We start from the raw sequence: 25,560 nt of genomic DNA, 5'->3' as shown, positions 1-25,560 counted from the left end.
CCTTAACGGCGGGTGATGGTGACGCGGAAGTTGTTGAAGAACTTGTCCTCGAGCGTGTACGCGAAGATGTCGAGGTAGCGCTCGAAGCGGGAGACGACCTCTTCGCCCTCCATGGCCACGGCCTCGTCCCGGCGCTCGGCCAGCAGGACCAGCCAGGCGCGGCAGGCCATCGCGAAGGACTCGCGCTCGTTGACGATCTCGTCGATCTCGAAGAGGCCCTCGGCGGCGGCGCTCAGCTCGCTCAGGTGCGGGATGTGGCAGCCCTCGAACTCGGAGCGCTGCAGGAACTTCAGGTCGTCGAGGAGCGCGCGGTTCATCGGCAGCGCCTCGGCGGTCATGGTGTGCAGCACGAACTTCGCACCGGGGTTCAGGGCGTTCGCGACCTGCTGGAAGAAGTACCGGTAGCGCTTGGTGCGCTCCTTCGGCGGCAGGTTGGAGGAGACGAAGTGCTCCAGCGCGTTGATGCAGAACGCGGCGTCGTACTTCTCGCTGTCGTCCGCGGCCTTGTAGTCGGCCCAGCTCTGGACCAGCGTGGTGATCCGCGGGTTGTCCAGGCCGGCGATGAACGCCTCCTGGGTGCGGGACAGGGTCAGGCCGACGGCCTGCTCCGCGCCGTGCACGGTGGTGAGGCGGTTGAGCATGGTGCCCCAGCCGCAGCCGATGTCCAGGACGCGCCTGGTGCGGCCGGCGGCGACGTCCGCGAGCTCGGCGAACTTGTCGAGCTTGCGCTCCTGCGCCTCGTCGAGGGTGGCGACCAGGTCCTCGCCGTCTTCCCAGTAGCCGCCGGAGTACATCATCGTGGGGCCCAGCAGGAGCCGGTAGAAATCGTTGCTGACCTCATAGTGGTGCCTGATCGCATCGACCTCGGGGTCCACCGACTTGGGGGCGACCGTTGTCATCCTGATCCTCTTTCCTGCGTGTCCGGCGGGCCGTGTTCTTTCGAATTCGCGTCGAGAAAACCGGATGCCCCGCAAGGCGTGCGCAAGACGGCCCGGATTCGTGATCCGGCGCCGTGTTGCGCGTTCCTTGCGGGGGCGGGGCTTTCATCACTCTCGAAAACCAGACACGCACTGCCGAGTTGCATTGCCGAGAGAGGACCGACCCCATGTCGCTGCCCACCATCGAAGAACTGGCGAGCCAGCTCGAGGCCGTCTCGGGTGCCGCGGAGGTCAGCCCCGACGCCCCGCTCCAGCACATAGCGGACGTCGACTCGCTGGACCTGATGGAGTGGCTGTACGGCTTCCAGAACCAGTACCCGCACATTCCGGCCGACGAGTCGCTCTTCGCCGACCTCGACGACACGACCACGCTGCGTGACGTGTACGCGAAGATCGTCGATCTCGTCCCGGCTCAGGCGTAGCGAGGGGTGACGTGACCGGCTTCGACATCACCGGGTGGGGCATGTCCGTACCCGAACGCATCGTCACCAGTGCCGAACTCGCGACACGTTTCGGCGTGGACGAGCACTGGGTCGTCAGCCGCTGCGGCATCCGCGAGCGGCGGGCGGTCAACCCGGGGCAGACCACCGCCTCCCTGGCCGTCGAGGCCGGCCGGCGCGCGCTGGAGAAGGCGGGCCTGACCGGCGCGGACATCGCCCACCTCATCGTCGCGACCGCCACGCCCGAGCAGCCGTCCCCGGCGACCTCCGCGTTCGTCCACCACGAACTGGGCATCGCGGGCAGCGCGCACGACGTCAACTCCGAGTGCGCGGGCTTCGTCTACGGGCTGGTCTCCGCGATGGCGCTGATCGCCATCGACCCCCGGCCGATCCTGCTGATCGGCTCCGACACCCACACCCTGACGGCCAACCCGGCCGACCGGGACCTGTCCATCCTCGTCGGCGACGGCGCGGGCGCGGTCGTCCTGCAGCCGGGTCCGGAGAACCGGGTCAAGGCGTGGAACCTGGGCGCCGACGGGTCCTGCACCGGCTCGCTCAAGGTGCTCGCCGGCGGCAGCCGGATGCCGACCACCGAGGAGACGGTCGCCGCGGGCCTGCACTACGCGCAGATCAACGGCAACGAGATCTACCTCAACGCCGTCCGCTACACCGTCCGTACGGTGCGCGAGACGCTGGAGAGCGCCAAGGTGGACGCCGCGGACATCGACCACGTCGTGCCGCACCAGGCCAACATCCGGATCATCAACTCGATCCTGTCGCACACCGGGCTCCGGCAGGAGGCCCTGATCACCAACCTCCAGAAGTACGGGAACACGGCCTCGGCGTCGATCCCGATCGCGCTGACCGAGGCCCTGGAGGAGGGCCGCATCAAGGCCGGCGACAAGGTGCTGCTGGCCGGCTTCGGGGCCGGTATGACCTGGGGTTCGATCCTGATGGAGTGGGGCGGTGTCGCAGCATGAGCAAGAACAGTGCGGGCGTGCGGCCGCAGTCCCCGGTCGCGCTCGTGACGGGCGCCTCGGGCGGCCTCGGCCAGGCCCTGGCGCTGGAGCTGGACGCGCTGGGCTGCAGGGTGGCGGTCCACTACAACAGCTCCAGGCAGGCCGCGGAGGCAGTCCGGGAGAAGCTGGTCAACCCGTCGGTGCTGGTCACGGGTGACGTCGGTTCGTGGGAGGCCACCCAGGCCCTCTACGCGGAGATCTCCGACGGGCTCGGCCCGGTGGACGTGCTCGTCAACAACGGGGCCATCCGCAAGGACAGCCTGATGGCGATGCAGAACCCGGCCGAGTGGGCGCAGGTCATCCAGACCAACCTGATCGGCTCGTTCCACACCGCCCGGGCCTCGGTGCCGTACATGCTGCGCCAGCGGTGGGGCCGGGTGATCAACATCGTGTCCCCGTCGGGCATCATCGCGACCGCCGGCCAGACCGCGTACTCGGCGTCCAAGGCGGGGCTGATCGGTTTCACCCGCACCCTCGCCGCGGAGTGCGGCCGGCGCGGGGTGACGGTGAACGCGCTGTCCCCCGGCTTCATGATCACGGGCATGACCGACACCCTGCCGGACCGGGTGATCGAGGGCATGGAGGACAAGGCCCCGATCCCCCGCTTCGTCACGGTCGAAGAGGTCGCCCGCAGCGTCGGCCTCTTCCTCGACCAGGACTGCATGACGGGCCAGGTCGTCAGCATCGACAGCGGCGTTTCCATCACCTGATCCCCCGCCGCTCCCCCAGCCCCGGCCTTCCCCTCCCCCACAGGGAGGCCGGGGCCGCTCGGCGTTCCGCAGGAGCCCGGTCCGGGCCGGAGTCCGGCTCCGGGTGTACGGGCATGTGAAGGCCGCCGCCGCGCTGTTGCGCGGCGGCGGCCTTCACGCGTCCGGGTCAGGCGGCGGGAGAGGACGTCATGCGGTGGGTGACGCAGCCGTGCTCGGCCAGCGAGCACGGGCGGGGCACCGGCACGCGGTGGTCCACCTCGAAGACCCCCATCAGCACCGGGTCCAGGCAGGTGAGGGAGCGCGTGGCCGTCCGGGGTTCGGGGGTGCGCAGCAGTTCCAGGTACGCGGCCTCCGTCTCGGGCGCCGGGTCGATGCCCAGCTCCTCCGCCAGCACCTCCCGCAACTGCTGGTAGCTGCGCAGCGCTTCCGCACGGTTGCCGGCCCGGGTGTGGGCCGCCATCCGGCAGCGGTACGCGCTCTCCCGGAACGGGGCGCGGCGCACCGCCTCCTCCGCGTACCGCAGCGCGTGGTGCTCGTCGCCCAGCGCGGAGGAGGACAGGCTCGCGGTCTCCAGCGCCTTGAGGCGGAGCTCTTCGAGCTGTTCGCGCATCGCGTTGACCCACTCGCCCTCGTGTGAGGGCAGGAACGAGCCGCGCAGGTTCGACACCGCGCCGGCCGCGAGCTGCTGGGCCACCGCGTAGGAGCCCTCGGCGTACGCTTCGGCGGCCTCGGTCACCGCGGTCTCCGCGACCTCCACGTCCACGGCCGCGTCCTGCGGCACCCGCAGGATGTAGCGGCCGCCCTGCGCGACCAGGGGGGTGACCCCCGGCTGGTCCTGCGGAGTCGTGACGAACGTACGCACCCGGCTCACGAGGCTGCGCAGCGCCGAGGCCCAGGTGTCCGGCAGGCCCTCGGGCCATATGGTCTCGGCCAGTTGGTCACGGTCCGTGCCGCCGGCCCGCTCGAGGAGCAGTCGGGCGAACGCCACCTGCGCCTGGGCGCTCGAGAGGTGTTGAGGCGGTGCTCCGTCCGGCTCGATCGTGACAAGACCTATGAGTCTGATCAGCACTGTGCACTCTCCGAAACGGTCGCTTCGGGCCGTGTCCCCCATCGTGCGATTCAGAGGATACCGGCGGGCCTTCTCGGCATGTCAACAGCGACCGGCAAACATTCCCAGCCGAATGAAATCCCAGGTCCAGGCATTCCCTTTCGCTTTTCGAGCGCCGCTGTGGTCCTGCTGTGGTCTCACTGTGGTCCCGCTGTGGTCCGGCTCTTGCGCCGCTATTGCGCCCCCCGAGCCTTAATGGAATTCCACTAGAGCCCCGCCGGAAAAACGGCAGGGTGTCGATGGAGTTCCGGGTCCGCCGGACGATCGCGATGAGGAGAAGCACGTGAACGCATCCGCCGCCTGGGACCGCCTCGAGCCGAAGCTGGCGTACTTCCGCGACCGGGTCCGGTCCCTGGAGTACGAGCCCAACCGCAAGAACAGCTTCGTCGCCTACACCGCCGAGCGGGACTCCGCGTACGCGGATCAGGACGGCCGCCGGCTGCTGATGATGTCCGGCTACTCCTACCTCGGACTGGCCGGCGACGAGCGGGTCGTCTCCGCCGCCAAGGCCGCCGTCGACCGCTACGGCACCGGCAACCACGGCGTGCGGGCCCTGGCCGGCACGACCCCGCTGCACGAGGAACTGGAGGCCGAGGTCGCCAAGGTGGCCGGCCGCGAGCGGGCCCTGGTCTTCGGCTCCGGCTACGCCGCCAACGTCGGCACCGTCGGCGCCATCGTCGGCCCCGGCGACACCGTCTTCATCGACAAGTACGACCACGCCAGCATCGTCGACGGCTGCAAGCTCTCCGGCGCCACCGTCACCCGCTTCCGCCACAACGACGTCGCCCACCTGGAGCGCCGCCTCGCCGCCGCCCCCGACACCGGCGTACGCCTCGTCATCGTCGACAGCGTCTACTCCATGGACGGCGACATCGCCCCCTTGGTCGACCTGCGCAAGGTCTGCGACGCCCACAACGCGCTGCTGATGGTCGACGAGGCCCACGCGCTCGGCGTCATCGGCGCCACCGGCAAGGGCATCGAGGAGCACTTCCACTACGAGGCGAAGGTCGACATCAAGCTCGGTACCCTCTCCAAGGCCATCCCCTCCATGGGCGGCTGGGTCGCCGGCTCCGCCGAACTCGTCCACCACCTGCGCTACGCGGCCCGCCCCTTCCTCTTCTCCGCCGCCCTCGGCGGAGCGCAGACCGGCGCCGCCCTGGAGTCCCTGCGGATCATGCAGCGGGAGCCGGAGCGCGTGCAGTTCATCCAGCGGGAGTCCGCGCGCTTCCGCGGCATCCTCAACGAGGCCGGCATCAGCACCGTCGACAGCGAGACCGCGGTCGTCCCGGTCATCGCCGGCTCCGACGAGTCCGCCTACGACCTCGCGACCGTCTGCCGCAAGAACGGCGTGATCGGACTGCCCGTGGTCACCCCGGCCGTCCCCAACGACCTGGCCCGGCTGCGCATCGCCATCACCGCCGCCCACACCAAGGCCGACATCGATTTCGCCGCCGAGGCCCTCGTCACGTCGGCGCGCGAGTGCCGGATCATCTGACCGCCCTCACGACGACCTCTCGTACCTCTCGTACCGCTCGTACCGCTCGTACCGCTCGTACCGCTCGTACCGCTCGTACCGCTCGTACGTCTCCGTACGCATCCATACGTCTCAGTCCGCCTTAGGGAGCAGACATGCCTGGACCGTCCAGGGGCAGTTCGGCGCAGCCGCCCGTAGCCATCACCGGCATGGGCGTGGTCACCCCCGGCGGGTGCACCCCGGACGAGCTGTGGCGCACGCTGCGGGCCGGCCGGTCCACCGCCGCCGAGCTCACCCACATCGACCTCAGCCGCCACCGGGTGCGGATCGGCTGCCGGGTCCGCGGCCTCGACGGCCTCGCCGGGCTCGTCCCGGCCAAGGAAGCCCGCCGGATGGACCCCTTCGCCCACTACGGCACGGCCGCGGCCCTCGCCGCCCACCGCGACGCGGGATCGCCCACCGCCGAGGCCGGCCGCACCGCCATCGTCGTCGGCAACGCCGTCGGCGGGCGCGCCACCAGCGACCTGGAGTCCGCCCACTTCACCGAGGGCGGTCCGGCCCGGGTCAACCCGCTGATGCCGCTGATGACGATGCCCAACGCGGCCGCCGCCCAGATCGCCATCCGGCTCGGCTGGACCGGCCCGGCCCTGACCGTCGCCAACACCTGCGCCAGCGGCGCCGACGCCATCGGTCACGCCCTGATGCTGCTCCAGACCGGCCGCGCCGACCTGGTCATCGCGGGCGGCACCGAGCACACGCTCACCCCGGTCACGCTGGCCGGCTTCGGCAACCTGAGCGCGGTCTCCTTCCGCAACGACGACCCCGAGCACGCCTCGCGCCCCTTCGACAAGGACCGCGACGGGTTCGTGATGGGCGAGGGAGCCGGATTCGTCGTACTGGAACGGCTGGAGGACGCGCAGGCGCGCGGGGCGAAGACCTACGGCCTCGTCGCCGGGTACGCCGCCACCGCCGACGCCCACCACCTCGCGATGCCGCTCCCCGACGGCGCGGGAGCCGCGGCCGCCATGGCCGGAGCCATCGCCGACGCCGGCCTCGACCCCTCCGACATCGTGCACGTCAACGCGCACGGCACCTCCACCCCGTACAACGACCGGTCCGAGGCAGCCGCCCTCACCAAGGTGTTCGGCACCGCCCAGCCGCCCGTCACCGCGCCCAAGTCGGTCATCGGCCACCTCATCGGCGCCGCCGGGGCCGTCGAGCTCATCGCCACCGTGCAGGCCATGCGCCACTGCGAGGTGCCGCCCACCGCCAACCACGAACAGCTGGAGCCAGGAATGGACATCGACGTCGTCCACGGCGCCCCCCGCGCCGTGCGCCCGGGACCCGCGATCACGAACTCCTTCGGATTCGGCGGCCACAACTCCTCCGTGGTGGTGACGCCGGTATGACGACCCTCTCGCTCCCCTCCCCGGTCCGCACGCTCACCGTCACCGAGCCCGAGATCACCGACTACCGCGGCGCAGCCCGGCGCGGGCTGCCGGCCGCCCGGCCCGGACAGGCGTCCCCCGTCCACACCTTCGTCCTCGCCCACACGGTGGCCGAGCAGACCGTCGCCGCGCTGACCGAGGCCGAGCCGGGCCCGGTCTCCGTGGTCCACCTCGGCCAGGACATCCGCACCGTGCGGCCGGTCCGTCCCGGCGAGCAGGTGACCGTACGCCTGGACGTGCTCGGCATCCGCAAGGAGCCTCGCGGCGCCCGCATCGCGCTGCGGGTCCGGCTGTTCGGCGAGGACGGCCCGGAGCCCTTCGCGGAACTGGTCATCTCCGCCCTGCTGGTCGGCGCGACCCTGCTGGAGCCCTTCGGCGACATCGCGGGCGGCGCCGCCGCCCCCGCCCCGCTGGGGGCCGGCGAACCGCAGAGCGCGGTGCACGCGCTGACCACCGACTGGATCAGCACGTACGCCCACGCCTCGGGCGACCTGAACCCCATCCACCTCGACGAGGAGGCGGCCCGCGGGGCCGGCTTCGACAGTGTCATCGCGCACGGCATGAGCGTCGTCGCCCTCGCGGTGGAGGAGGCCGTGGACCGCTTCGCGGCCGGCGACTCCGCCCGGGTGCGCGGCCTCGGCTGCCGTTTCTCGGCCCCGGTGCCCCCCGGCGTCCCGCTGGAGATCAGCCTCCAGCCCGACGCCGAGGCCCGCGTCGTCCGCTTCACCTGCAAGACGCCGAAGGGCGCCGCCGTGAAGTCCGGCTGGATCGAGTTCGCCGCCCCGGCCCAAGGAGGCCCCCGATGACGGCGCCCCACGCGGCCGGCGCCGGCGCCGGCGCCGGCGCCGACGACCCCGCCGCCGTCGAACTCGGCCTCCTCGGAGGGTTCCTGACCCAGGTCCGCGACCGCCCCCACGCCACCGCGCTCCTCTTCAACGGGGACGAGACCAGCTACCGCGAGCTGTACGAGCTCGCCGGGCGGGAACGCGACCGGCTCGCGCTCCTGGACCTCGCCCCCGGGGTGCCGGTCGGCGTCCTCGCCGACAAGTCCCCCGCCGCGGTGGCCCTCGTACTCGCCTGCCTGCTGGCGCGGCGGCCGCTGCTGCTGCCGTCCCCCGCCCTCGCCGACACCCTGCTCGCCGACCTCTTCGCCCAGGCCGGCTGCGCCCGGGTCCTCGCCCCCGGCGGCGAGAGCGCCCGGGTCGCCCCCAACCCGGAGGTCGAGGCCCGGCCGCTGCCCGCCGACGAGGCCGCCGAGGTGGCCTTCATGCTCACCACCTCCGGCTCCACCAGCCTGCCGAAGATCGTCCCGCTGGGCCTGGACGCCGTGGACCGCTTCACCCGGTGGGCCGGCAACGCCTTCGGGATCGGACCCGGCCGCACCGTCCTCAACTACGCCCCCCTCAACTTCGACCTCTGCCTCCTCGACGTGTGGACCACCCTCGCCCGCGGCGGACGCGTGGTCCTCGTCGACCCGGCGCTGGCCGCCCACGGCCGCCACCTGCGCGACCTGGTCCTGCGCCACGGAGTCGACGTCGTCCAGGCCGTCCCGATGGCCTTCGGACTGCTCCAGGACGCGGCCGCCAAGACCGGCGACACCTTCCCCGGCGTCGAGCACGTCATGTTCACCGGGGACGCCATCCCCGACCGCGTCTTCGCCGCCCTGCCCGGGCTCTTCCCGCAGGCCCGCATCCACAACATCTACGGCTGCACGGAGACCAACGACAGCTTCGTCCACGAGGTCGGGCCCGCCGAGAGCACAGCCACCTCTTTCCCGCCCGTACCCATCGGCCGCCCGCTGCCCGGCGTGCACGCCCTCGTCATCGACCCCGACACCAACGCCCCCGTCGAAGGGCCCGGCAGCGGAGAGCTCTTCGTCTCCACGCCCTTCCAGACCCGCGGCTACCTCGACCGCACCCGCCACGCCGACAAGTTCACCGGCCACCCGCTGGGCCTCGACGACCGCCGCTGGTTCCGCACCGGCGACCTCGTACGGCGCGACGCCGCCGGCACCCTGCACCTGACCGGACGGACCGACTTCCAGGTCAAGGTGCGCGGAGTCGCCGTCAACACCGCCGAGATCGAACGGGTCCTCCAGGAACACCCCGGTGTGCTGGAGGCGGGTGTCGCCGCCCTGCCCGACCCGATCGCCGGCAAGAGGCTCGTCGCCGGGGTGCAGCGGGCCCCCGGCTCCGCCCTGACCGGCCTGCAACTGCGCACGCACTGCGCCCGGCACCTGCCCAGGGCCGCCGTCCCGCACCAGCTCGTCCTCACCGACGCGCCGCTGCCGAAGACGGCCACCGGAAAGGTCGACCGCAAGGCGCTCGACCGGCTCGACCAGCCCGCATCCACCACCGCTTCCACCCGCGCTTCCACCACCGCACCCACGACGACACCCGTCGCCCCACCTCTCGCCGAAGGAATCCCGTCATGAGCAACGTCGACACCATCAAGAACTTCGTCATCACCGAGTTCCTCCCGGGCACCGCGGCCGGTGAGCTCGCGGCCGACCACGACCTGCTCAACGACGGGGTCATCGACAGCCTGGGCGTCCTCAAGCTCATCGCCTGGGTCGAGGACCGCTTCGAGCTCGCCATCGGCGACGCCGACCTGGACCCCGACAACTTCCGCAGCGTCGAGGCCATCGACACCTTCATCGCCGAGTCCCGCCGCACCGCGGCCGCGTAGCGCACCGCCCCCCACCCCGACGGAGACGAGACGGAGACCGACCGTGCATGACGCACTCACCGGCCTGCTGGAGCAGCGAGCCCCGGTCGGCCGCGAGACCTGGCGGTCCTGGTGGGACCAGCTCGGCGACGGCGGCCTGGACAAGGCCGAGGTCGTCGCCCTGCTGGCCTCCCTGGCCAGCCGGCTCCCGGACCACCAGACCCTGCGCCACCTGCTGGACTCGCTCGCCGAGCGCCGGCCGGCGGCGACGGTGACCACCCCCTGGGAGGGCACCGTGAACGTCGTCGGCACCGGCGGCGGGCCCAAGACCTTCAACATCTCCACCGCCTCGGCGTTCGTCGCCGCGGCCGCCGGGGTCAAGGTCGTCAAAACGGGCTCCCGCGCCTACACCAGCTCGCTCGGCTCCGTCGACCTGCTGGAACGGCTCGGTGTCCGTCTCACCTCCTCCTACGCCCAGACCGAGGACACCCTCGCCGCCTACGGGATCGCCTTCGCCGGGCCGTTCGTCTACCCGGCGCAGCTGACCCGGCTGGCGCGGACCGTGGCCCCGTACAGCATGAAGCCCTTCGGCCGCTTCCTGAACGCGCTGGGCCCGTTCCTCGCGGACCTGCCGGTGGCCGCCCAGGTCACCGGGGTCTCGGCGGCCGCGCCCCTCGACACCCTGCGGCAGCTCGCCGCGACCCTCACCACCCGCCGGATCTGGCTGACCACGAACGACACCGGCGCGGACGAGCTGCTGCCCTTCGCGACCAACACCGTCCACGAGGGGAACACCCTGACCCGGACCATCCGGCCGGGCGAACTCGCCCCGGGCGACGGCTCCTTCGGGGACCTGCGGCCGGCCGCCGACCCGGCCGGAGCGGTCGGTCACTTCCTCTCCGTCCTCTCCGGAGCGGCGGGCCGGGTGGCCACCCGTACGGTCTGCCTGGGCGCGGCCGCCCTGGTGGTGGCCTCCGGCACCCGCCGGGACTGGCTCTCGGCGGTCTCCCTCGCCGAGGAGGCGGTCCGCTCCGGCGCCGCCCACGACCTGGCGCAGCGCCTGGCGGCCGCCTCGGCCCCCGCCGCCCCCCGCACCCTGGCGGTGGCCCGTGCATAGCCCCTCGGCGGCGGCCCCGACGGCGGGGACGGACTCCGCCCCGACCGTGACGCCGGCGCCGGCCCCCGCCCCGGCCCCCTTCTTCGCCCGCCGCACCCCCGGCGGACCCCCCGGACTCGCCCTGTTCCTCAACGCGGGCGATCCGCCCCTGCCGGTCCTGCGCGACCTGGTCCTGATGCTCGACGAGGAGGGCGTGGACTGCCTGGAAGTGGCCGTCCCGTTCCCCGACTCGGTCACCGACGGCCCGGTCATCCGCCGCTCGGCCCGCCGGGCACTGGACCGCGGCGGCGCCGGCCTGGACGACGTACTCGCCTTCATCGCGGACGTACGGCCGCACCTGGCGCACCTGCGGATCGCCCTGCTCGCCGACTGGAGCCACTCCCTCAAGCACCGGGACCTGGCCGCCGCCACCCGCGAGATCGCCGCGGCGGGCGCGGACGGACTCCTCGTCCACGCGCTCCCCCCGCGGCTGCGCGAGGCGCACCTGGAGTCGGCCGCGGCGGCCGGACTCCCGGTCGTCACCACCTGCTACACCAAGAGCCCGCCGCAGACGCAGGCGCAGGCCGCCGCACAGGCCTCCGCCTACCTCTATCTCGTCGCCCACTACGGACGCAGCGGGACCGCACCCGCCGCCGGCCATGCCGCGCTGGCGCAGACGGTCACCGGTCTCCGGGCGCACACGACGTCCCCGATCGCCGTCGGCTTCGGGGTCAGCACACGGCAGGACGTGGAGGCCGTCGGGGCCGCCGGCGCCGACGCCGCGATCATCGGCTCCGCCGCGGTCGCCGCCGTCGAGCGGGCCCAGGAGGCCGGCACCGATGTGACCGGGGCCTTCCGCGGATTCGTCCGCTCGGTCCTGCCCGCAGCACCGCACTGAACCGCCTGACCGGCGGGAAAGAGAGCTCCACCCCTCATCCGAAACATCCGAGCACCACCCTCACACCGGGAGATTGCCATGATCGTTCGCGACATCGAGTCCGTGAAGACCGTCGAGTGGGGCAACGGCCTCAGCCGCCGCTTCCTCCTCGCCGAGGACGGCCTGGGCTACTCGCTCACCGACACCACCGTGCTGGCCGGCACCAAGTCCCGCCTGGAGTACGTCAACCACCTCGAGGCCTGCTACTGCATCGAGGGCTCCGGCGAGGTCATCGAGCTCGACGGCACCTCGCACGAGATCGTCCCCGGCCGGATGTACGCGCTCGACCAGCACGACGCCCACTACCTCGTCGCCAGCCCGCACGAGGACCTGCGCCTGGTCTGCGTCTTCTCGCCCGCCCTGCGCGGCGACGAGGTCCACAGCCTCGACGCGCACAGCTCCTCCGCCTACTGAGGCCGGCACCGATGCACCACTCATCCGCACCATCACCGAATCAAAGCCAATCGAATCAAAAGGGGTCGTCGTGATCCGTTGGAACGCCGACCAGGCAGATCTGCGCGAAGGCCTGGAGAGGTGGGGAGACGCACTCAGCGCAGACCACATCGAACTCGACGAGCAGTCCGCCTTCTCGGAGGACAAGTGGAAGCTCGTCCAGAAGACCGGGATCCTGGGACTGCCCTTCGAGGAGGACTACGGGGGCCTCGGCCAGTCGCTGCTCACCACCATGTACGTGCTGGAGGGCCTCGGCGAGTACAACCGCGACGCGGGCCTCAGCTTCTGCGTCACGACGTCCATCTGCTCCACGGGGATCCCCGTCCAGCAGTTCGGCACCGTGGAGCAGAAGGAGCGCTACCTGCCCCAGATCTGCTCGGGTGAGGCGATCGGCGCCCACGCCATCACCGAGGCCGAGGGCGGCTCGGACGCCATGGCGATGACCACCAGGGCCGTGCGCGACGGGGACGACTTCGTCATCAACGGCAGCAAGGTCTTCGTCAGCAACGGACCGATCGCCGACGTGATCGTGGTCTACGCCCGGACCCATCCGGACGGCGGCCCGCTCGGGACGACGGCGTTCCTGGTGGACCGGGGCACTCCCGGACTGACCGCCGGCAAGCCCATCAAGAAGATGGGTCTGCGGACGTCGCCGCTGAGCGAGCTGTTCTTCGACGACGTACGGGTGCCCAAGAGCGCGGTGCTCGGCCGGGTCGGAGGCGGGTTCCTGGTCCTGGACCACGTGATGAAGCGGGAGATCCTCTTCTCCTTCATCGTCAACGTGGGGGAGATGCAGCACCGGCTGGAGCGGTGTGTCGATTACGCGAAGACGCGCAAGTCGTTCGGAAAGGCGATCGGTTCGTACCAGACGATCGCCAACAAGATCGTCGACACGAAGATCCAGCTGGAGACCGCCCGCAAGTGGCTCTACGACACGGGCGAGAAGCTGGAGGCCGGCGAGAACGTCACCGCCGACCTCGCCATCTCCAAGATCGTCACGAGCGAGAGCAACCTGGCCACCAGCCTCACCGCCGTGCAGGTCTTCGGCGGCCACGGCTACATGTCCGAGTTCGGCCTGGAGCAGGACGTGCGCAACGCCGTCGGCGGCACGATCTACTCCGGCACGAACGAGATCCAGTACAACCGCATCGCCTCGATGCTGGGACTGGGCAAGTGAGCACCACCCGCCCGCTGTCCCGGACGCTGCTGAAGGTCTGCGGGGCCACGGCCCCGCAGGACATCGAGGCGGCGGCGGCCGCCGGGGCGGACTGCGTCGGGCTCTGGCACGGCGTACCCGGCGGCCCCTCGGAGCTTGACCTGGACGGGCTCGCCGCCCTTGCGGCGGCGGCCCGTTCGGCCGGCCTCCTGCCGGTCCTGGTCACGTTCCTGGCCGACGCCGGTGAGCTCGCCGCGATCGTGCGGCGCACCGGCGCCGGCTGGGTCCAGCTCCACGCCTACCAGCCGCCGACGGTCGTACGGGCGCTGCGCGAGGCGCTTCCGGCGGAGGTCGGCATCGTCAAGGTGCTGCACGTCGAGGAGGGCGGGGGCTGTGTGGAACGCCCGCTGATCGGCGCCTACGACCGGGCCGGCACCGACCTCTTCCTCCTCGACACCGCCACCGGCGACGGCCGGATCGGCAGCACCGGCGCCGCCCTCGACCCGGACCGCGTCACGGCCCTGCTGCCCCGGCTGACCCGGCCGTTCCTGCTGGCGGGCGGCCTGACCCCGGCCAACCGCCCCGCGTACGAGGAGGTGGTGCGCCACCCCCGGTTCCGCGGCATCGACGTGGACACCGCGGCGCGCGACGGCGCGACCGGCGGCTTCGGCGTCCCGCAGATCGCCGCCCTGGCCCGCGCCTGGCGCACGGGCGCCCGTACCGCCCGCATCCCCGACCACCCCCAGCTGGAGCTGTCGCGATGACGAAGCAGAACCGGACCGGCTTCCCTTTTCTCGAGGCCCTCCTGGCCTCCCGGGCCCCCGTGGTGATGGAGGTGAAACGGCGCGACGCCCACGGCTACGACATGCTGGGCGGCCGGACGCCGGCCGCGATCGTGGGGGCGTACGAGACGGCGGGCGCCCCCTGCATCTCGGTGGTGACGGGCCGCTGGTTCGGCGGCTCGCCGGCGCTGCTGCGGGACGTGGCGGCGCTGACCGGCCTCCCCCTCCTCCAGAAGGACTTCATCACCAGGAAGGACCAGGTCCGCACGGCGAAGGAACTCGGGGCGTCGGCGGTGCTGCTGACGGCGGCGCTGCTGCCGGCGTCGAGCATGCGGACGCTGGTGACGGAGTGCCTGCTGACCGGCCTCACCCCGTTCGTCGAGATCACGCAGGAGGCCGAGCTCGAATCGGTCCACCACCCCGAGGAATGCGTGATCGCAGTCAACAACAAGGACATCAAGACGCGGGAGCGCGGCGCCGGCGACCTCGGCCGCTCCCTGGACCTGCTGCCGGCGGTCCGCGCGGCCGGCGCCGCCTGCCCGGTGAGCGCGAGCGGCATCGACAGCCCGCAGACCGCCGCCGGACTCCTGGACGCCGGGTTCGGGGGCCTGCTGGTGGGCACCTCGCTGCTGCGCACCGGCTCGCCGTCGGTGTGGGTGGACGCGATGGAGGGTGCGCGGAAGGGGCTGACGGTCCGATGACTACGCTCCCGGGCGGACTGCGCCCGTACACGCTGAACGCCGCGGGCATCCCGCTGTCGGCGCTCCTGGCGCTGCCGCAGGGCGGGGCCGCCCGCTCCACGATCCTGGCGATCCACGGCCGGGGCATGCGGGCGGCGTACTGGAACTCCTTCGTCCCCCTCGCCACGAGCCTGGGCCACGCGGTCCTGGCGGTCGACCGCCCGGGGTACGGGGCCTCGGCGGAGCTGCTGCCCGAGGGCCAGACCCTGGCCGGCCAGGCGGAAACCCTCCACGCGGCCCTGAAGGAGCACGCCGCCGAGCACGAGACCGGCGCGGGGGTCTTCCTGCTGGGCCACTCGGACGGCGGCAAGGTCGCCCTGCACACGGCGGCCACGGACGGCGGTGTACCGCTGCTGGGCCTGGACGCCTCGGGGGTCGGCTACCGGTACAACCCCGAGGCCCTGCACTTCCCCTCCACGCTGGGCGGCGGCGCCACCAAGCTCAACTGGGGCCCCCTGAACCTCTACCCGCGCGGCACCTTCCAGGCCAGCCGCACCCTGCTGGCCCCGACCCCGCCGCGCGAGTCGGCGGAAACCCTGCGGTGGCCCGGCCAGTACGAGGAACTGGCCCCGCGCGTCCGCGTCCCGGTCCGCCTCACCTTCGCGGAACACGAGGCCTGGTGGCACCTGGACGCCCCCACCCTGTCGGCGATGGCCTCCCGCCTGACGGCCGCCCCCTCGGTCGCGGTCGACCACCTCCCCGCCTCGGGCCACAACATCAGCCTGGGCCACACCGCCCCCGCCTACCACCTGCGGGTCCTGACTTTCCTGGAGGACCGCCTCCTCGCGGCGCAGCCCTAGAGCCCGCGGCCGCGCCGGGTCACGGGCCCGGGGGCAGGCCCGCGGACAGGGCGCGGGCGATCGCGGCGGTGTGCCGGCAGGCCCGGCGGGCGGCGGCGATGACGCGGTCCTGTGCCCCGGGTTCGGTCAGTGCCCCGTTCATGCGCGCGGTGAAGCGCGCCCAGCGTGCGCGGTCGCCGCTGCCGTAGTAGGCCACGCCGTCCCCGGTGTGCAGCCCGTAGGCCGCGGCGACGTACGGGCGCAGGACCAGGCCGCCGAGCGTGGAGCCCTCCATGACGTACAGGAACCCGAGCAGCGCCCGGGGGTCCGATGCCGCGGCACGGCGGATCTCCCGCGCGAACGCCCCCGCCTCCGCGGCCGCCCAGGGCACCGGGGCGCCGCCGGCGCCGGCGAAGTACGCCAGGTCGCGCTCGACGAGGGGAAGTTTGCCCAGGTCCGCCGACCACACCGAGCCGACGGACGGACTGGTGGCGCGCGACAGTTCGTCCTCGAGCGCCTCCAGCACCACGCCGTAGGCGGTGAGCTGCCCGACGTACCGGTCGAGCGGGAGGGTCCCGGCGGTCATCGCGGTCGCGAACCGGGTGCTCTCCAGGCCGTCGTGCCAGGCGCGGGTGCCCGACCGCAGGCGCTCGACCACCGTGGCGCTCACGCGCCGCTCCGCTGCCGGAGCGTCCGGTACAGACGGTCGATGAGGTGCCCCTTGCGTTCGACCGTCACGTCGAAGTACGCCGCGCTGCGCTCCGAGCGGCACAGGCCGTGCACGGCCTCCTTGGCCGCGCGCTTCAGCTCGACCGCTTCCGCCGCGAGCCGAAGGAGCGTCCCCTCCAGCTTCGGATGGCCGAGGACGAACGGCTTCAGCCACGTGCCGGCCGGCTCGTCCGGGGCGCGCCCCGCGGGCGGCGCGGAGCCGAGCAGTTCGAGGACGACCCGGTTGCCCAGTCCGTCGAAGTCCTCGTGGGTCTTGGCCCCGCCGAGCTCCGGCACGAAGTCGGTCAGGTCGTTGAACAGCTGGCTCGCCAGACCGAGTGCGCGCATGGCGCCGTCCAGCGCGCGCCGCTCGTCCTCGACGACGTCCAGGGCCGCCATCGCCGCGTCGAGCGGCATCCGGAACAGCGTCCCGGTCTTGAGCGCGGCCGTCGACTCCCAGAACTCCACACGCGCCGCGTGGGGCGCGGCCATCAGCTCGGCGCGGGTCTGCGGCGAGCGCGTGGACAGGTCGACGGCCTGGCCGGTCAGGCCCTGGCCGACCGCCCGCACCAGGCTCGCCACGACGGCGGGGTCGGCCGCATGCCCCAGAGCGGCCGTGATCAGCCAGGAGCCGGCATTGAGGGCGAGGGGTATGCCATGGGTGACGTGGAGCGCGGCCTCGCCGTAGCGGACGCCGCTGCCGTCCTGGATGTCGTCGATCGCGACGGCGGCCTTCAGCAGGATCCGTACGGCAACTGCCGCCCGGCGGACCGCTGCCAGCTCCGCCGGGGATGCCTGGCGGCCGGGCTCGTTGGGGAAGCCCCGGTAGTTGCGGTAGGCCCAGTACACCATCGAGGGGCGCAGCGGGGCCCGGCCGCTCCCCGGCGCCCCGGCGGCGGGCGGCAGCGCCTCCTGCCCCGCCTTGGAGCCGACGGCGTCCGCGACCGGCCCGTACAGGGAACGCCGCAGCGCGGCGTCGTACACCGATGCCGCCGGGCCCGGGCCCGCTGGTGCGGCGGTCAGCGAGCCGAGGAACCCGGCCAGATCGTCCTCCAGCAGTGCCGCGTCACCCCGCACCACCGCCTCGACCCCCGGCGCATCCACCGTCTCCGTCACTCCGCCTCCGCACATCGCCGCTCTTCGAAGCACGAGCCCCGACAGCTGCGGGCCCGGCACGGCGAAGCGTGATCGTTACCCACGGGTGTCACAAGCCTGCGTCCGGATGCCGGGCGAGGACGGGGCGGGTTTCGGACACGCGACCGCGGCCCCGGTCGCATGGCGCACCCGGGGCCGGAGCCGTATCAGGGGTCAGGCGGCCACCACCCGGCTCACCAGCTGGTCGCGGACGCGGGCCGGAATGGCCGGAGCGAAGCGCTGGAGGTAGTGGTCCATGTGGAAGTCGTCGCTCACCAGGAACGGGAGGTCGAAGACCAGGAGCTTGCGGACCGCCAGCAGGGGGAGCGGGGCGCGCAGCGGGCGGAAGGCCTCGTTGTAGAGGCCCGGCTCCTCGCACACCGGGTGGAACTGGCCGATCATCAGCCCCTCCGCCACGAACTCGTCCTTCGCCTTGCGCTGGAGTTCGTCCAGCTCCACCGAGTCCGTCGGGTCGAAGCCCGGCAGGACCAGGAGGATGGTCAGGAGTTCGCGGTCCTCCGGCGACAGCGGCTCCGAGAGGACCGCGTGGCGGGTGCGCAGCGAGTCGACCGCCGAGGCCAGGTCCTCGCAGCCGGCGGACGGCACGGCGAGGTGGAACAGCTCCTTGCGCAGCGAGGGCTGGGTGTACGGGCACACCGGCCCGGTGCGGCCCAGCTCGGGGTGGCTGGAGACCAGGAAGTCCCGGCTCCACACGAGGACTTGGAGCAGCGGTCCGAGGTGCTCCGCCGGTGCCTTCCCGCGGGCTATCTCGCCGGCGGTCCACGACTGGATCAGATCGTCTCCCCTCATCGGGGTTCCCTCCACATGGGTCGCAGTACGGGTCCGCCGTCGGGCAGGGCGATGTCCCCGCCCAGGCGCTCGAAGCCGGCGCGCCGGCTCGCGGCCTCGCCGCCCGGGGAGCTGGCCTCCGTGTACAGGCCGACGCCCTCGGCGTCCGCGCGGGCCAGCAGCCGGCCGAGGAGCCCGGAGATCAGGCCGCCCTGCTGCCGGCCGGGGCGGACCGCTCCGAAGGAGACGTAGTAGTGCGGAGGGCCGTGCGGATGCCGTTCCTCCTGGAGGGCGGCGATGGCGCGCATCGCGTCCGCGTGCTCGCCCAGGGCGGCGGCGAAGGCCGCGTCCAGGGCCGCCTCGTCCGGCTCGGCGCCGGGCGGCAGGAAGAGCAGCACCGCGTCGCCGTCCGGGGTGGTGAGCACCCCGTCGTGGGCGGCCGACAGTTCCACGAACACCCGGAAGAACCCGGGCAGCAGCTCGGCCCGCAGCCGCTCGTCGGGGATCATCCAGCGGGTCAGCGCGTCCTCGTGGAAGGAGGTGGCGAGGAGGGCGGAGAGGTGGGTGACGGCCGATGGGGCCGGCCGGTTCACGGACGGGGAAGACAAGGCGGACAAGGGAAGCCTCCGGTCGGGTGAAGGGATGGAGGGTGGACGGGGGTCAGAGCGCGGCGCGGCCGTGGGCCGCGAGTTCTGCCACGCGGGTGTGCAGGGCCGGCAGGTAGTGCTCGGACTCCGGTTTGATCAGGACGCTGCGGATCACCCGCGCCGCCTCCGCGTCCCGCACCACGCGCGGGTGGCGCCGTACGAACGCGTCGGCGTCCGCGCGCAGCACGCTGAGGAACACCGGGTCCGCCTCCGCCGTCATGCCGTCGCGCAGCAGCCGGTCCGACGCCGCGTCGATCGAGGACAGGGAGCCGTCGGCGGTCGCCGGGAAGTACGTCACGATGTCGAGGTCCGGGCGCTGGTACAGCTCCAGCTCGTCGGACGCGGTCAGCAGGTCCGCCCACCGCAGCGCGGCCCGCCGGTTCGCGGCGAGGATCCGCCCGAAGCCGTCCGGGGTCAGCGGCAGCAGCTGCAGGGTCAGCCACAGGGCGGCGGCCGCCGCGCCCGCCCGCGAGCACTCCAGGCTGATCTCGCCCAGGTGCAGCTCCGCGTCGGTGAAGTAGGTGTACGGGGAGTCGTGCGCGAAGTGCCGCCCGGCGCGCGGATCCGGGAAGAGCACCGCCCCGCAGCCGTACGGCTGCAGCCCCTGCTTGTGCGGGTCCACGACCACCGAGTCGCACCCGGCGATCGCCTGCCAGGGCGCCGGGTCGACGCCGTCCGCACCCGCCCGGCCGAGGATCGCGTAGAAGCCGCCGTACGCCGCGTCGACGTGCACCCGCGCCCCGTACCGGCGCGCCAGCGGCAGCACCTCGTGCACGGGGTCGACCGCCCCCAGGCCGGTCGTGCCGGTGGTGACGACGACGGTGCCGATCCGCCCGCCGCGCAGCGCTCCCTCCAGCGCGCCGAGGTCGATGCGGCCGCGCGCGTCGGCCGGGATGCGGTGGCCCTCCATGCCCAGGACGTGGCACATCCGCTCGTGGGTGTAGTGGCATTCGGAGCTGTACGCGATGCCGCGGTCCGGGTGCAGCTGCCGGGCGACGTACAGGGCCTCCAGGTTGGCCATCGTGCCGCTGGTGGTGAGGTGCCCGACGTGCGCGTCCAGTCCGAACATGCCGGCCAGCGCGGCGACCGCCTCGCGTTCCATCCCGGTGGTCGCGGGGCCGCCCTCCGCGGCGTGGTTGTTGGGGTTGAAGAGCATCGCCGTCAGGTAGCCGGTGACGGCCGCCGGATGCGGCGGCTTGACCATTTGTCCGGCGTAACGCGGGTGGAAGAAGGGATAGTTGTGGTCCATCCGCTTGGCGAGGCGGTCGAAGGCCTCGGTGAACGCGTCGGGGTCGATCCGGTGCGCCTCGTGGGTCTCGTACGGGCCGAACTGCCCGCCCCACCGCTCGGCCACCCCGAGCGCGCGCGGCAGCCAGTCGCGTAAGTCGCGCAGGTCGTTCAGATCCACGGGTGCCTCCCCCAGCGGCCGCCCCGATCGGCGGCACGAGTCGCGCGTACGCGGTCGTACGTACACACGAGGAGCCTTGCCCAGGGCCCGCAAGGCCCGCGCAACGCCGAACGCCCGCCCCCCATCTGGGCTCGAGTGATGCGCAAGCCGGGTCTGGTGCACTCGCGGCGCGCCGCCTGTGCGAGGAGTACCGCTCGCCCGCTGCCGGCAGCGCGATCGGCCCTGCCCCGGCCGCCCGCGCGCACCCCACCCCTTCCCAGGAGGACATTCCATGGTCACCAGACGCAGCGTGCTCGGCGGCGCCATCGCCGCGACCGGCGCCGGCCTGCTCACCGCCGGCGGGCTGACGCCGCTGCTCGGCGCCGGATCCGCGCAGGCCACCGCCGCCGACGCCGCAGCCGCGGGGGCGCAGGCGGTCACCGTCCCGCCGCCCTTCACCGTGCGGATGCCGACGCTGCCGGTGCTCTCGCCGATATCCCAGCTGGGCGGCCAGGACACGTACGCCGTCACGATCAAGGAGGTGTCGCGGGAGATCATCCCGGGGGTGCAGACGAAGGTCCTCACCTACGACGGCCACTTCCCGGGCCCCGTGCTGCGCGCGCGCAGCGGACGGAAGGTGGTGATCCGGCACCGCAACGCCCTCACCATGCCGGTCTCGGTCCACCTGCACGGCGGCAGCGTCTCACCGGAGAACGACGGCGGCCCGATGGACACCTTCGGGCCGGGCACCTCGCGCGCGTACAGCTACCCGAACGAGCAGCCGGGGGCCGGCCTGTGGTTCCACGACCACGCCCACCACATGGAGTCGGAGCACGTCTTCCGCGGCCTGTCCGCCACCTACCTGCTCTCGGACGACAACGAGCGGTCGCTGCCGCTGCCGGCCGGCCAGTACGAGGTCCCGATCGCGCTCCGCGACGCCCGCTTCGACGAGGCCGGGCAGCTGGTCTACGTCATGGACGACGTCTTCGGCCGGACCACCATCCTCGCCAACGGCCGCCCCACCCCCTACTTCGAGGTGGCCGCCCGCAAGTACCGCTTCCGGCTGCTGAACTGCTCCAACATGCGCTTCTTCCAGCTGCGCCTGTCGGACGGCGGCCAGATGGTCCAGATCGGCACGGACGGCGGGCTGCTGGAACGCCCCTTCACGACGGACACCGTCGGGCTGTCGCCGGGGGAGCGGGCGGACGTGGTCGTCGACTTCTCCCGCTACCCCGTCGGCACGAAGATCGTGCTGGAGAACACCCTGGGCCCGGGGACGCCGGACCAGGTGGGCAAGGTGCTGCGCTTCGACGTCGTACGGACGGCCTCCGACCCGAGCCGGGTGCCGGACGTGCTGCGCACGCTGCCGGCCATGCCGGCGGCGACGGTGCAGCGCAACATCGTCCTCAGCATGGACGAGGACGGCCGGCAGGAGCCGCGGGGGCTCATGGACGGCCAGGCGTGGGCCCCCGAGCGCATCGACCAGACCATCGCACACGGCACCTCGGAGATCTGGACCGTCACCAACGCGAACAAGATCGTTCCGCACAACTTCCACATGCACCTGGTGCAGTTCCGGGTGCTGGAACGGGGCGGTGCCCCGGTGGGGCCGGCCGAGGCCGGGCTGAAGGACACCGTCCGCCTCTTCCCCGGCGAGACGGTGAAGCTGCACGCCACCTTCGACACGTACAAGGGGACGTACGTCTACCACTGCCACCTCCTGGACCACTCGGCGATGGGGATGATGGCCAACTTCCGCATCCGGTAGGGGCGCTCGCCGCTCGACGCGCGCTCAAGGACGGGCCGAGGACCGGGCGGAAGAATCCTCGGCAACAGACCATGTCCGGCCGTGTCCCCCACGAGTCCCCACATGAGTCCGAAGCCGAAAGGGAAGAGGAGGGAAGCCGATGGCCGCCACCGTGGCCATGACCGTGGTCCTCAGACCCGGCCCTCCGACCTCCCTCGACCTCCACGGCAGGTTCACCCCCGCCGCGCTCACCGCCGCCCTCGCGTTGCTGCCGCCGTGCACGCCGACGCTGCACCGGCACACCGCCCACCACCACACGCTCACCCTGCCCCCGCCGCCGTTCCCCGCGGGACGGCTGTCCGACCTGCTGACCGGAGGCGGGGCGGCGGGGGAGGAGCCGTACGCCGCCCGGGAGCCGGGCGGCGCCGAAGACGCCGGGGGCGCCGGCCATGCCGGGCGTGCCGGGCGTGCCGGGCGCTCGGGGTATGCCCGGCACGCCCGTCATGCCGAACGTGTCGACCCGGAACCGGAAAGGCCGCTTCCCATCACGCCCGTGCAACGTGACGTACTGCTGGACGCGATGACCCACCCGGGCGCCGGGCTGCACGTCGAGCAGCTGCACTGGCGCTGGTACGGACCGCTGGACGCCCGGCGGTTCGCGGCCGCCTGGCAGACGCTGTACGACAGCGAGGCGGTGCTGCGCACCGCGCTGGCCAGGCCCGCGGCGCCCGGCGCCGTACCGCTCGTGGCCGTACACCCGCACGCCGCGCCGCAACTGGAACGGCACGCGCGGGGCAGCGCCGACTGGCATGCGCTGCTGCTGAGCGAGCGGATGCGGGAGTTCGACCTGTACCGGCCGGGCACCGCGCTGCGGATCGCGCTGCTGGAGGAGCCGGGGCAGGTCTTCAGGGTGCTGCTGACCTACCATCAGGCGCTGCTCGACGGCTGGAGCGCACGGGTGCTCCAGCGCACGCTGTACCGGGCCTACCTCGCCGACGGGCGGCCGCTCGGCAGCGAGCGGCGGCCCGACATCCGCGACCACATGCGCTGGCTGGCCCGGCAGGACCCGGCACCGGCCCGGGTGTTCTGGTCCCGCGCCGGGGCCCCGCCGGGCGCCGCCGGCCTGCCGGGGCGACCGGAGCGGGCCTCGGGAAGCGGTTCGCGGCCGCGCGGCCACGGGCGGACCCGGCAGCGGCTCACCCCGTACGAGGCGCTGCGCCTGCGGAACTGGGCGGCGGGCCGGGGCGCGACGGAGAGCACGGCCCTGCACGCGGTGTGGGCCCTCCAGCTCCACCGTGCCGCCCCGGGCGCGCCCGCGGTCGCCTTCGCGGCGGCCGTCTCGGGCCGCGGCATCCCCCTCCCCGGCGCCGACCGCCTCCCGGGTCCGCTGCGCAGCGCCCTCCCGCTGCACGTCCGTATCGACCCGTCCGCCCCGCTGACCGCCCTCCTCACCACGCTGACGGACCAGGCCCTGGACCGGGCCTCCTACGAATGGGTCTCCCCGCGCCAGGCGGCCCAGTGGTCCGCCCGCGCTGCGGGCCTCCCTGCCGCGGGCGCGGGCGCGGGTACCCACACGGACACCGACCCGGGCACAGGCACCGGCGCGGGCGCGGACCCGGTCTCCGGGCTCGGCCCTGGGCCGGGCTCCGGCTCCGGCCCTGGGCCGGGCTCCGGCTCCGGCTCCGGCTCCGGCGCTGAAGGGGGCGCCGACGTGGGCGTCGGCCCTGGCGCCGGCTTGGGCTCTGTGCCGGACTCCGGCTCCGGCGCTGAAGGGGGCACCGGCCTCGGCGACGGCCCGGTCACCGGCCCCGGCACCGGCCCCGGCGACGGGCTCGGCTTCGGGGGCGACGCGCGCCGGGTTCCCGATTCGGTCATCGCCTTCGAGTCGAAGGCGCCCGCCGGGCCCGTCGACGATCCCGTCCACGCCGAGCTCGCCGCCGAGGGGGTACGGGTCGGTGCCGCCGAGGCCATCGGGGCGCACACCGCGCTGCCGTTCGCCGTCACGGCGCACCACGACGCCGAAGGCGGGCTCGTCCTCACCTCCGTCTACGACCGGGCGCGCGTCGCCGATTCCGATGCCGCCGAGACCCTCGCCCAGACCACCCTGCTGCTGCGCCAACTGCCCGACGCCGCCGGCGAAACCACCACCGTCGCCGAGGTCCTGGCGCTGCTCGACGGCAGCCCGGTGCCCCGCGTGGCCCGGCCGGCGGCCGCCGCCCGCACGCTGCGCATCCTGCGCGCGGCGGCCCGTACCGGCGCCGGCACGATCTGCCTGGTCCCGCCGCCCGACGCACCGCCCGGCTGTTACGACGCGCTCGCCGAGGCCTACCCCGGCCCGCAGGCGCTGACCACCGTACGGCCGCCCGCCGACGCACGGACCGTACTGGCCGCGCTCCGGCCCGCCCTCGCCCGGGGCGAGCCGCTGCTGCTGGGCGGGTTCTCCGGCGCGGGCTCCCTCGCAGGCGAGGTCGCCGAACGCATCGCCTCGCACGGCTGGCACCCGCCCCTCGTCGCGATCGGCGGCACCCTCACCACCGAAGGCGGTGGCCCCGACCCGGTCCGCGCCCTCGCCCGGACCCTGGAGACGGCCGCGGCGGCCACCACCACCGCCCGGACCTGACCGCCCTTGCCCTGCACCCGTCCGACACGACGCCCCGTCCCACACCACCAGGAGTGACATGTCCCGTCGTCTGTTCACCTCGGAGTCCGTGACCGAGGGACACCCCGACAAGATCGCCGACCAGATCAGCGACACGATCCTCGACGCGCTGCTCGCCCAGGACCCCGCCTCGCGCGTCGCGGTCGAGACGCTGATCACGACCGGTCTCGTGCACATCGCGGGCGAGGTGACGACGCAGGCGTACGCGCCGATCGCACAGCTCGTGCGCGAGAAGATCCTGGAGATCGGCTACGACTCCTCCGTCAAGGGATTCGACGGCGCCTCCTGCGGTGTCTCCGTCTCCATCGGCGCGCAGTCCCCGGACATCGCGCAGGGCGTCGACACGGCGTACGAGAACCGGGTCGAGGGCGATGAGGACGAGCTCGACAAGCAGGGCGCCGGCGACCAGGGCCTGATGTTCGGCTACGCCTGCGACGAGACCCCCGAGCTCATGCCGCTTCCGATCCACCTGGCCCACCGGCTCTCCCGCCGGCTGTCGGAGGTCCGCAAGAACGGCACGCTCCCGTACCTCCGTCCGGACGGCAAGACGCAGGTCACCATCGAGTACGACGGAGACAAGGCCGTCCGCCTCGACACGGTCGTCGTCTCCTCGCAGCACGCCTCCGACATCGACCTGGAGGCGCTGCTGGCCCCCGACATCAAGGAGCACGTGGTCGAGTACGTGCTCGCTCAGCTGGCGGACGGCGGCATCAAGCTCGAGACCGAGGGCTACCGGCTGCTG

General features: G+C 73.1%; 25 protein-coding genes. 18 read left to right on the top strand and 7 right to left on the bottom strand.

Features of this window, described 5'->3' with window-relative positions; translation table 11 throughout:
- Positions 1-2: 2 nt before the first annotated feature.
- Entirely contained in the window at positions 3-899 is an 897-nt protein-coding gene (locus tag J7E94_RS16850; protein ID WP_215016254.1) for a class I SAM-dependent methyltransferase, read from the bottom strand.
- Between the two features lie 206 nt (positions 900-1,105).
- Here J7E94_RS16850 and J7E94_RS16845 point away from each other — a divergent pair, with 206 nt between their 5' ends.
- The 3 genes from J7E94_RS16845 to J7E94_RS16835 are packed head-to-tail and all read left to right on the top strand — an operon-like array spanning position 1,106 to position 3,107.
- Positions 1,106-1,360 carry a hypothetical protein gene (locus J7E94_RS16845; protein ID WP_030390264.1) on the top strand — a complete coding sequence of 85 codons (255 nt, stop codon included), beginning with the start codon at positions 1,106-1,108 and terminating at the stop codon, positions 1,358-1,360.
- 11 nt (positions 1,361-1,371) lie between these two features.
- Complete coding sequence (locus J7E94_RS16840) at positions 1,372-2,358, top strand: 3-oxoacyl-ACP synthase III family protein (RefSeq protein WP_215016253.1); 987 nt, start codon at positions 1,372-1,374, stop codon at positions 2,356-2,358.
- The gene (locus J7E94_RS16835) at positions 2,355-3,107 is read left to right on the top strand and encodes an SDR family NAD(P)-dependent oxidoreductase (RefSeq protein WP_215016252.1); all 753 of its coding nucleotides are present in this window, start codon (positions 2,355-2,357) and stop codon (positions 3,105-3,107) included. Before J7E94_RS16840 ends, J7E94_RS16835 begins: the two co-directional genes overlap by 4 nt.
- Before the next feature lie 166 nt (positions 3,108-3,273).
- Here J7E94_RS16835 and J7E94_RS16830 read toward each other — a convergent pair whose 3' ends face one another.
- On the bottom strand, positions 3,274-4,176 hold the full coding sequence (locus tag J7E94_RS16830) for a bacterial transcriptional activator domain-containing protein (RefSeq protein WP_215016251.1): 903 nt from the start codon (positions 4,174-4,176) through the stop codon (positions 3,274-3,276).
- 322 nt (positions 4,177-4,498) lie between these two features.
- Between J7E94_RS16830 and J7E94_RS16825 the strand changes: the two genes are divergently transcribed.
- The 12 genes from J7E94_RS16825 (at position 4,499) to J7E94_RS16770 (ending at position 15,768) form a co-directional block, all read left to right on the top strand.
- Positions 4,499-5,710 (top strand): pyridoxal phosphate-dependent aminotransferase family protein, encoded by a 1,212-nt coding sequence (locus tag J7E94_RS16825; protein WP_215016249.1) that lies wholly within the window; start codon positions 4,499-4,501, stop codon positions 5,708-5,710.
- 134 nt (positions 5,711-5,844) lie between these two features.
- On the top strand, positions 5,845-7,098 hold the full coding sequence (locus J7E94_RS16820; RefSeq protein WP_215016248.1) for a beta-ketoacyl synthase: 1,254 nt from the start codon (positions 5,845-5,847) through the stop codon (positions 7,096-7,098).
- A complete protein-coding gene (locus J7E94_RS16815; RefSeq protein WP_215016247.1) occupies positions 7,095-7,943 on the top strand; it encodes a MaoC family dehydratase in 849 nt (282 codons plus the stop codon). Before J7E94_RS16820 ends, J7E94_RS16815 begins: the two co-directional genes overlap by 4 nt.
- Positions 7,940-9,571, top strand: coding sequence for an AMP-binding protein (locus J7E94_RS16810; protein WP_215016246.1), 1,632 nt, complete (start codon positions 7,940-7,942; stop codon positions 9,569-9,571). The genes J7E94_RS16815 and J7E94_RS16810 overlap by 4 nt, the downstream gene beginning before the upstream one ends.
- On the top strand, positions 9,568-9,825 hold the full coding sequence (locus J7E94_RS16805) for a phosphopantetheine-binding protein (protein ID WP_215016245.1): 258 nt from the start codon (positions 9,568-9,570) through the stop codon (positions 9,823-9,825). The genes J7E94_RS16810 and J7E94_RS16805 overlap by 4 nt, the downstream gene beginning before the upstream one ends.
- 43 nt (positions 9,826-9,868) lie before the next feature.
- Entirely contained in the window at positions 9,869-10,921 is a 1,053-nt protein-coding gene (locus J7E94_RS16800) for a hypothetical protein (protein WP_215016244.1), read from the top strand.
- Positions 10,922-10,967: 46 nt separating this feature from the next.
- The gene (trpA, locus tag J7E94_RS16795) at positions 10,968-11,798 is read left to right on the top strand and encodes a tryptophan synthase subunit alpha (protein WP_215016242.1); all 831 of its coding nucleotides are present in this window, start codon (positions 10,968-10,970) and stop codon (positions 11,796-11,798) included.
- 78 nt (positions 11,799-11,876) lie between these two features.
- A complete protein-coding gene (locus J7E94_RS16790) occupies positions 11,877-12,251 on the top strand; it encodes an ectoine synthase (protein WP_030390275.1) in 375 nt (124 codons plus the stop codon).
- Between the two features lie 70 nt (positions 12,252-12,321).
- Positions 12,322-13,467, top strand: coding sequence for an acyl-CoA dehydrogenase family protein (locus J7E94_RS16785; protein WP_215016241.1), 1,146 nt, complete (start codon positions 12,322-12,324; stop codon positions 13,465-13,467).
- Entirely contained in the window at positions 13,464-14,210 is a 747-nt protein-coding gene (locus J7E94_RS16780; protein WP_308345167.1) for an N-(5'-phosphoribosyl)anthranilate isomerase, read from the top strand. Before J7E94_RS16785 ends, J7E94_RS16780 begins: the two co-directional genes overlap by 4 nt.
- Positions 14,207-14,929 (top strand): indole-3-glycerol-phosphate synthase, encoded by a 723-nt coding sequence (locus J7E94_RS16775; protein WP_215016240.1) that lies wholly within the window; start codon positions 14,207-14,209, stop codon positions 14,927-14,929. Before J7E94_RS16780 ends, J7E94_RS16775 begins: the two co-directional genes overlap by 4 nt.
- Positions 14,926-15,768, top strand: coding sequence for an alpha/beta fold hydrolase (locus tag J7E94_RS16770; protein ID WP_215016239.1), 843 nt, complete (start codon positions 14,926-14,928; stop codon positions 15,766-15,768). Before J7E94_RS16775 ends, J7E94_RS16770 begins: the two co-directional genes overlap by 4 nt.
- A 19-nt stretch (positions 15,769-15,787) precedes the next feature.
- On the opposite strand, the gene J7E94_RS16765 is transcribed toward J7E94_RS16770, so the two are convergent.
- The 5 genes from J7E94_RS16765 to J7E94_RS16745 all read right to left on the bottom strand — a co-directional run bounded on the left by J7E94_RS16765 (position 15,788) and on the right by J7E94_RS16745 (position 20,433).
- Entirely contained in the window at positions 15,788-16,417 is a 630-nt protein-coding gene (locus J7E94_RS16765; protein ID WP_215016238.1) for a biliverdin-producing heme oxygenase, read from the bottom strand.
- Positions 16,414-17,571 (bottom strand): polyprenyl synthetase family protein, encoded by a 1,158-nt coding sequence (locus J7E94_RS16760; protein ID WP_308345166.1) that lies wholly within the window; start codon positions 17,569-17,571, stop codon positions 16,414-16,416. The genes J7E94_RS16765 and J7E94_RS16760 overlap by 4 nt, the downstream gene beginning before the upstream one ends.
- 192 nt (positions 17,572-17,763) lie before the next feature.
- Positions 17,764-18,399 (bottom strand): DUF6875 domain-containing protein, encoded by a 636-nt coding sequence (locus J7E94_RS16755; RefSeq protein WP_215016236.1) that lies wholly within the window; start codon positions 18,397-18,399, stop codon positions 17,764-17,766.
- The gene (locus tag J7E94_RS16750; RefSeq protein WP_251056771.1) at positions 18,396-18,986 is read right to left on the bottom strand and encodes a hypothetical protein; all 591 of its coding nucleotides are present in this window, start codon (positions 18,984-18,986) and stop codon (positions 18,396-18,398) included. Before J7E94_RS16750 ends, J7E94_RS16755 begins: the two co-directional genes overlap by 4 nt.
- Positions 18,987-19,038: 52 nt before the next feature.
- A complete protein-coding gene (locus J7E94_RS16745) occupies positions 19,039-20,433 on the bottom strand; it encodes an aspartate aminotransferase family protein (protein WP_374224454.1) in 1,395 nt (464 codons plus the stop codon).
- 271 nt (positions 20,434-20,704) lie between these two features.
- On the opposite strand from J7E94_RS16745, the gene J7E94_RS16740 reads away from it, so the two are divergent.
- The 3 genes from J7E94_RS16740 to J7E94_RS16730 form a co-directional block, all read left to right on the top strand.
- Complete coding sequence (locus tag J7E94_RS16740; protein WP_215016233.1) at positions 20,705-22,180, top strand: multicopper oxidase family protein; 1,476 nt, start codon at positions 20,705-20,707, stop codon at positions 22,178-22,180.
- 139 nt (positions 22,181-22,319) lie between these two features.
- Complete coding sequence (locus J7E94_RS16735) at positions 22,320-24,779, top strand: condensation domain-containing protein (protein WP_215016232.1); 2,460 nt, start codon at positions 22,320-22,322, stop codon at positions 24,777-24,779.
- 58 nt (positions 24,780-24,837) lie between these two features.
- A partial coding sequence (locus J7E94_RS16730; RefSeq protein WP_285440771.1) for an S-adenosylmethionine synthetase N-terminal domain-containing protein occupies positions 24,838-25,560 on the top strand: 723 nt, incomplete at its 3' end.

The organism is Streptomyces sp. ISL-94 (assembly GCF_018614075.1).
GTDB lineage: Bacteria > Actinomycetota > Actinomycetes > Streptomycetales > Streptomycetaceae > Streptomyces.
Note: the sequence above shows the minus strand (reverse complement) of the source record. Positions and strands in the feature narration are given on the sequence as shown.

Bases quoted from the DNA above. Each gene is read 5' to 3' on its own strand.
- J7E94_RS16850 (WP_215016254.1), bottom strand. From the start codon at position 899: ATGACAACGGTCGCCCCCAAGTCGGTGGACCCCGAGGTCGATGCGATC.
- J7E94_RS16845 (WP_030390264.1), top strand. From the start codon at position 1,106: ATGTCGCTGCCCACCATCGAAGAACTGGCGAGCCAGCTCGAGGCCGTC.
- J7E94_RS16835 (WP_215016252.1), top strand. From the start codon at position 2,355: ATGAGCAAGAACAGTGCGGGCGTGCGGCCGCAGTCCCCGGTCGCGCTC.
- J7E94_RS16820 (WP_215016248.1), top strand. From the start codon at position 5,845: ATGCCTGGACCGTCCAGGGGCAGTTCGGCGCAGCCGCCCGTAGCCATC.
- J7E94_RS16815 (WP_215016247.1), top strand. From the start codon at position 7,095: ATGACGACCCTCTCGCTCCCCTCCCCGGTCCGCACGCTCACCGTCACC.
- J7E94_RS16810 (WP_215016246.1), top strand. From the start codon at position 7,940: ATGACGGCGCCCCACGCGGCCGGCGCCGGCGCCGGCGCCGGCGCCGAC.
- J7E94_RS16805 (WP_215016245.1), top strand. From the start codon at position 9,568: ATGAGCAACGTCGACACCATCAAGAACTTCGTCATCACCGAGTTCCTC.
- J7E94_RS16790 (WP_030390275.1), top strand. From the start codon at position 11,877: ATGATCGTTCGCGACATCGAGTCCGTGAAGACCGTCGAGTGGGGCAAC.
- J7E94_RS16775 (WP_215016240.1), top strand. From the start codon at position 14,207: ATGACGAAGCAGAACCGGACCGGCTTCCCTTTTCTCGAGGCCCTCCTG.
- J7E94_RS16770 (WP_215016239.1), top strand. From the start codon at position 14,926: ATGACTACGCTCCCGGGCGGACTGCGCCCGTACACGCTGAACGCCGCG.
- J7E94_RS16755 (WP_215016236.1), bottom strand. From the start codon at position 18,399: ATGAGGGGAGACGATCTGATCCAGTCGTGGACCGCCGGCGAGATAGCC.
- J7E94_RS16740 (WP_215016233.1), top strand. From the start codon at position 20,705: ATGGTCACCAGACGCAGCGTGCTCGGCGGCGCCATCGCCGCGACCGGC.
- J7E94_RS16735 (WP_215016232.1), top strand. From the start codon at position 22,320: ATGGCCGCCACCGTGGCCATGACCGTGGTCCTCAGACCCGGCCCTCCG.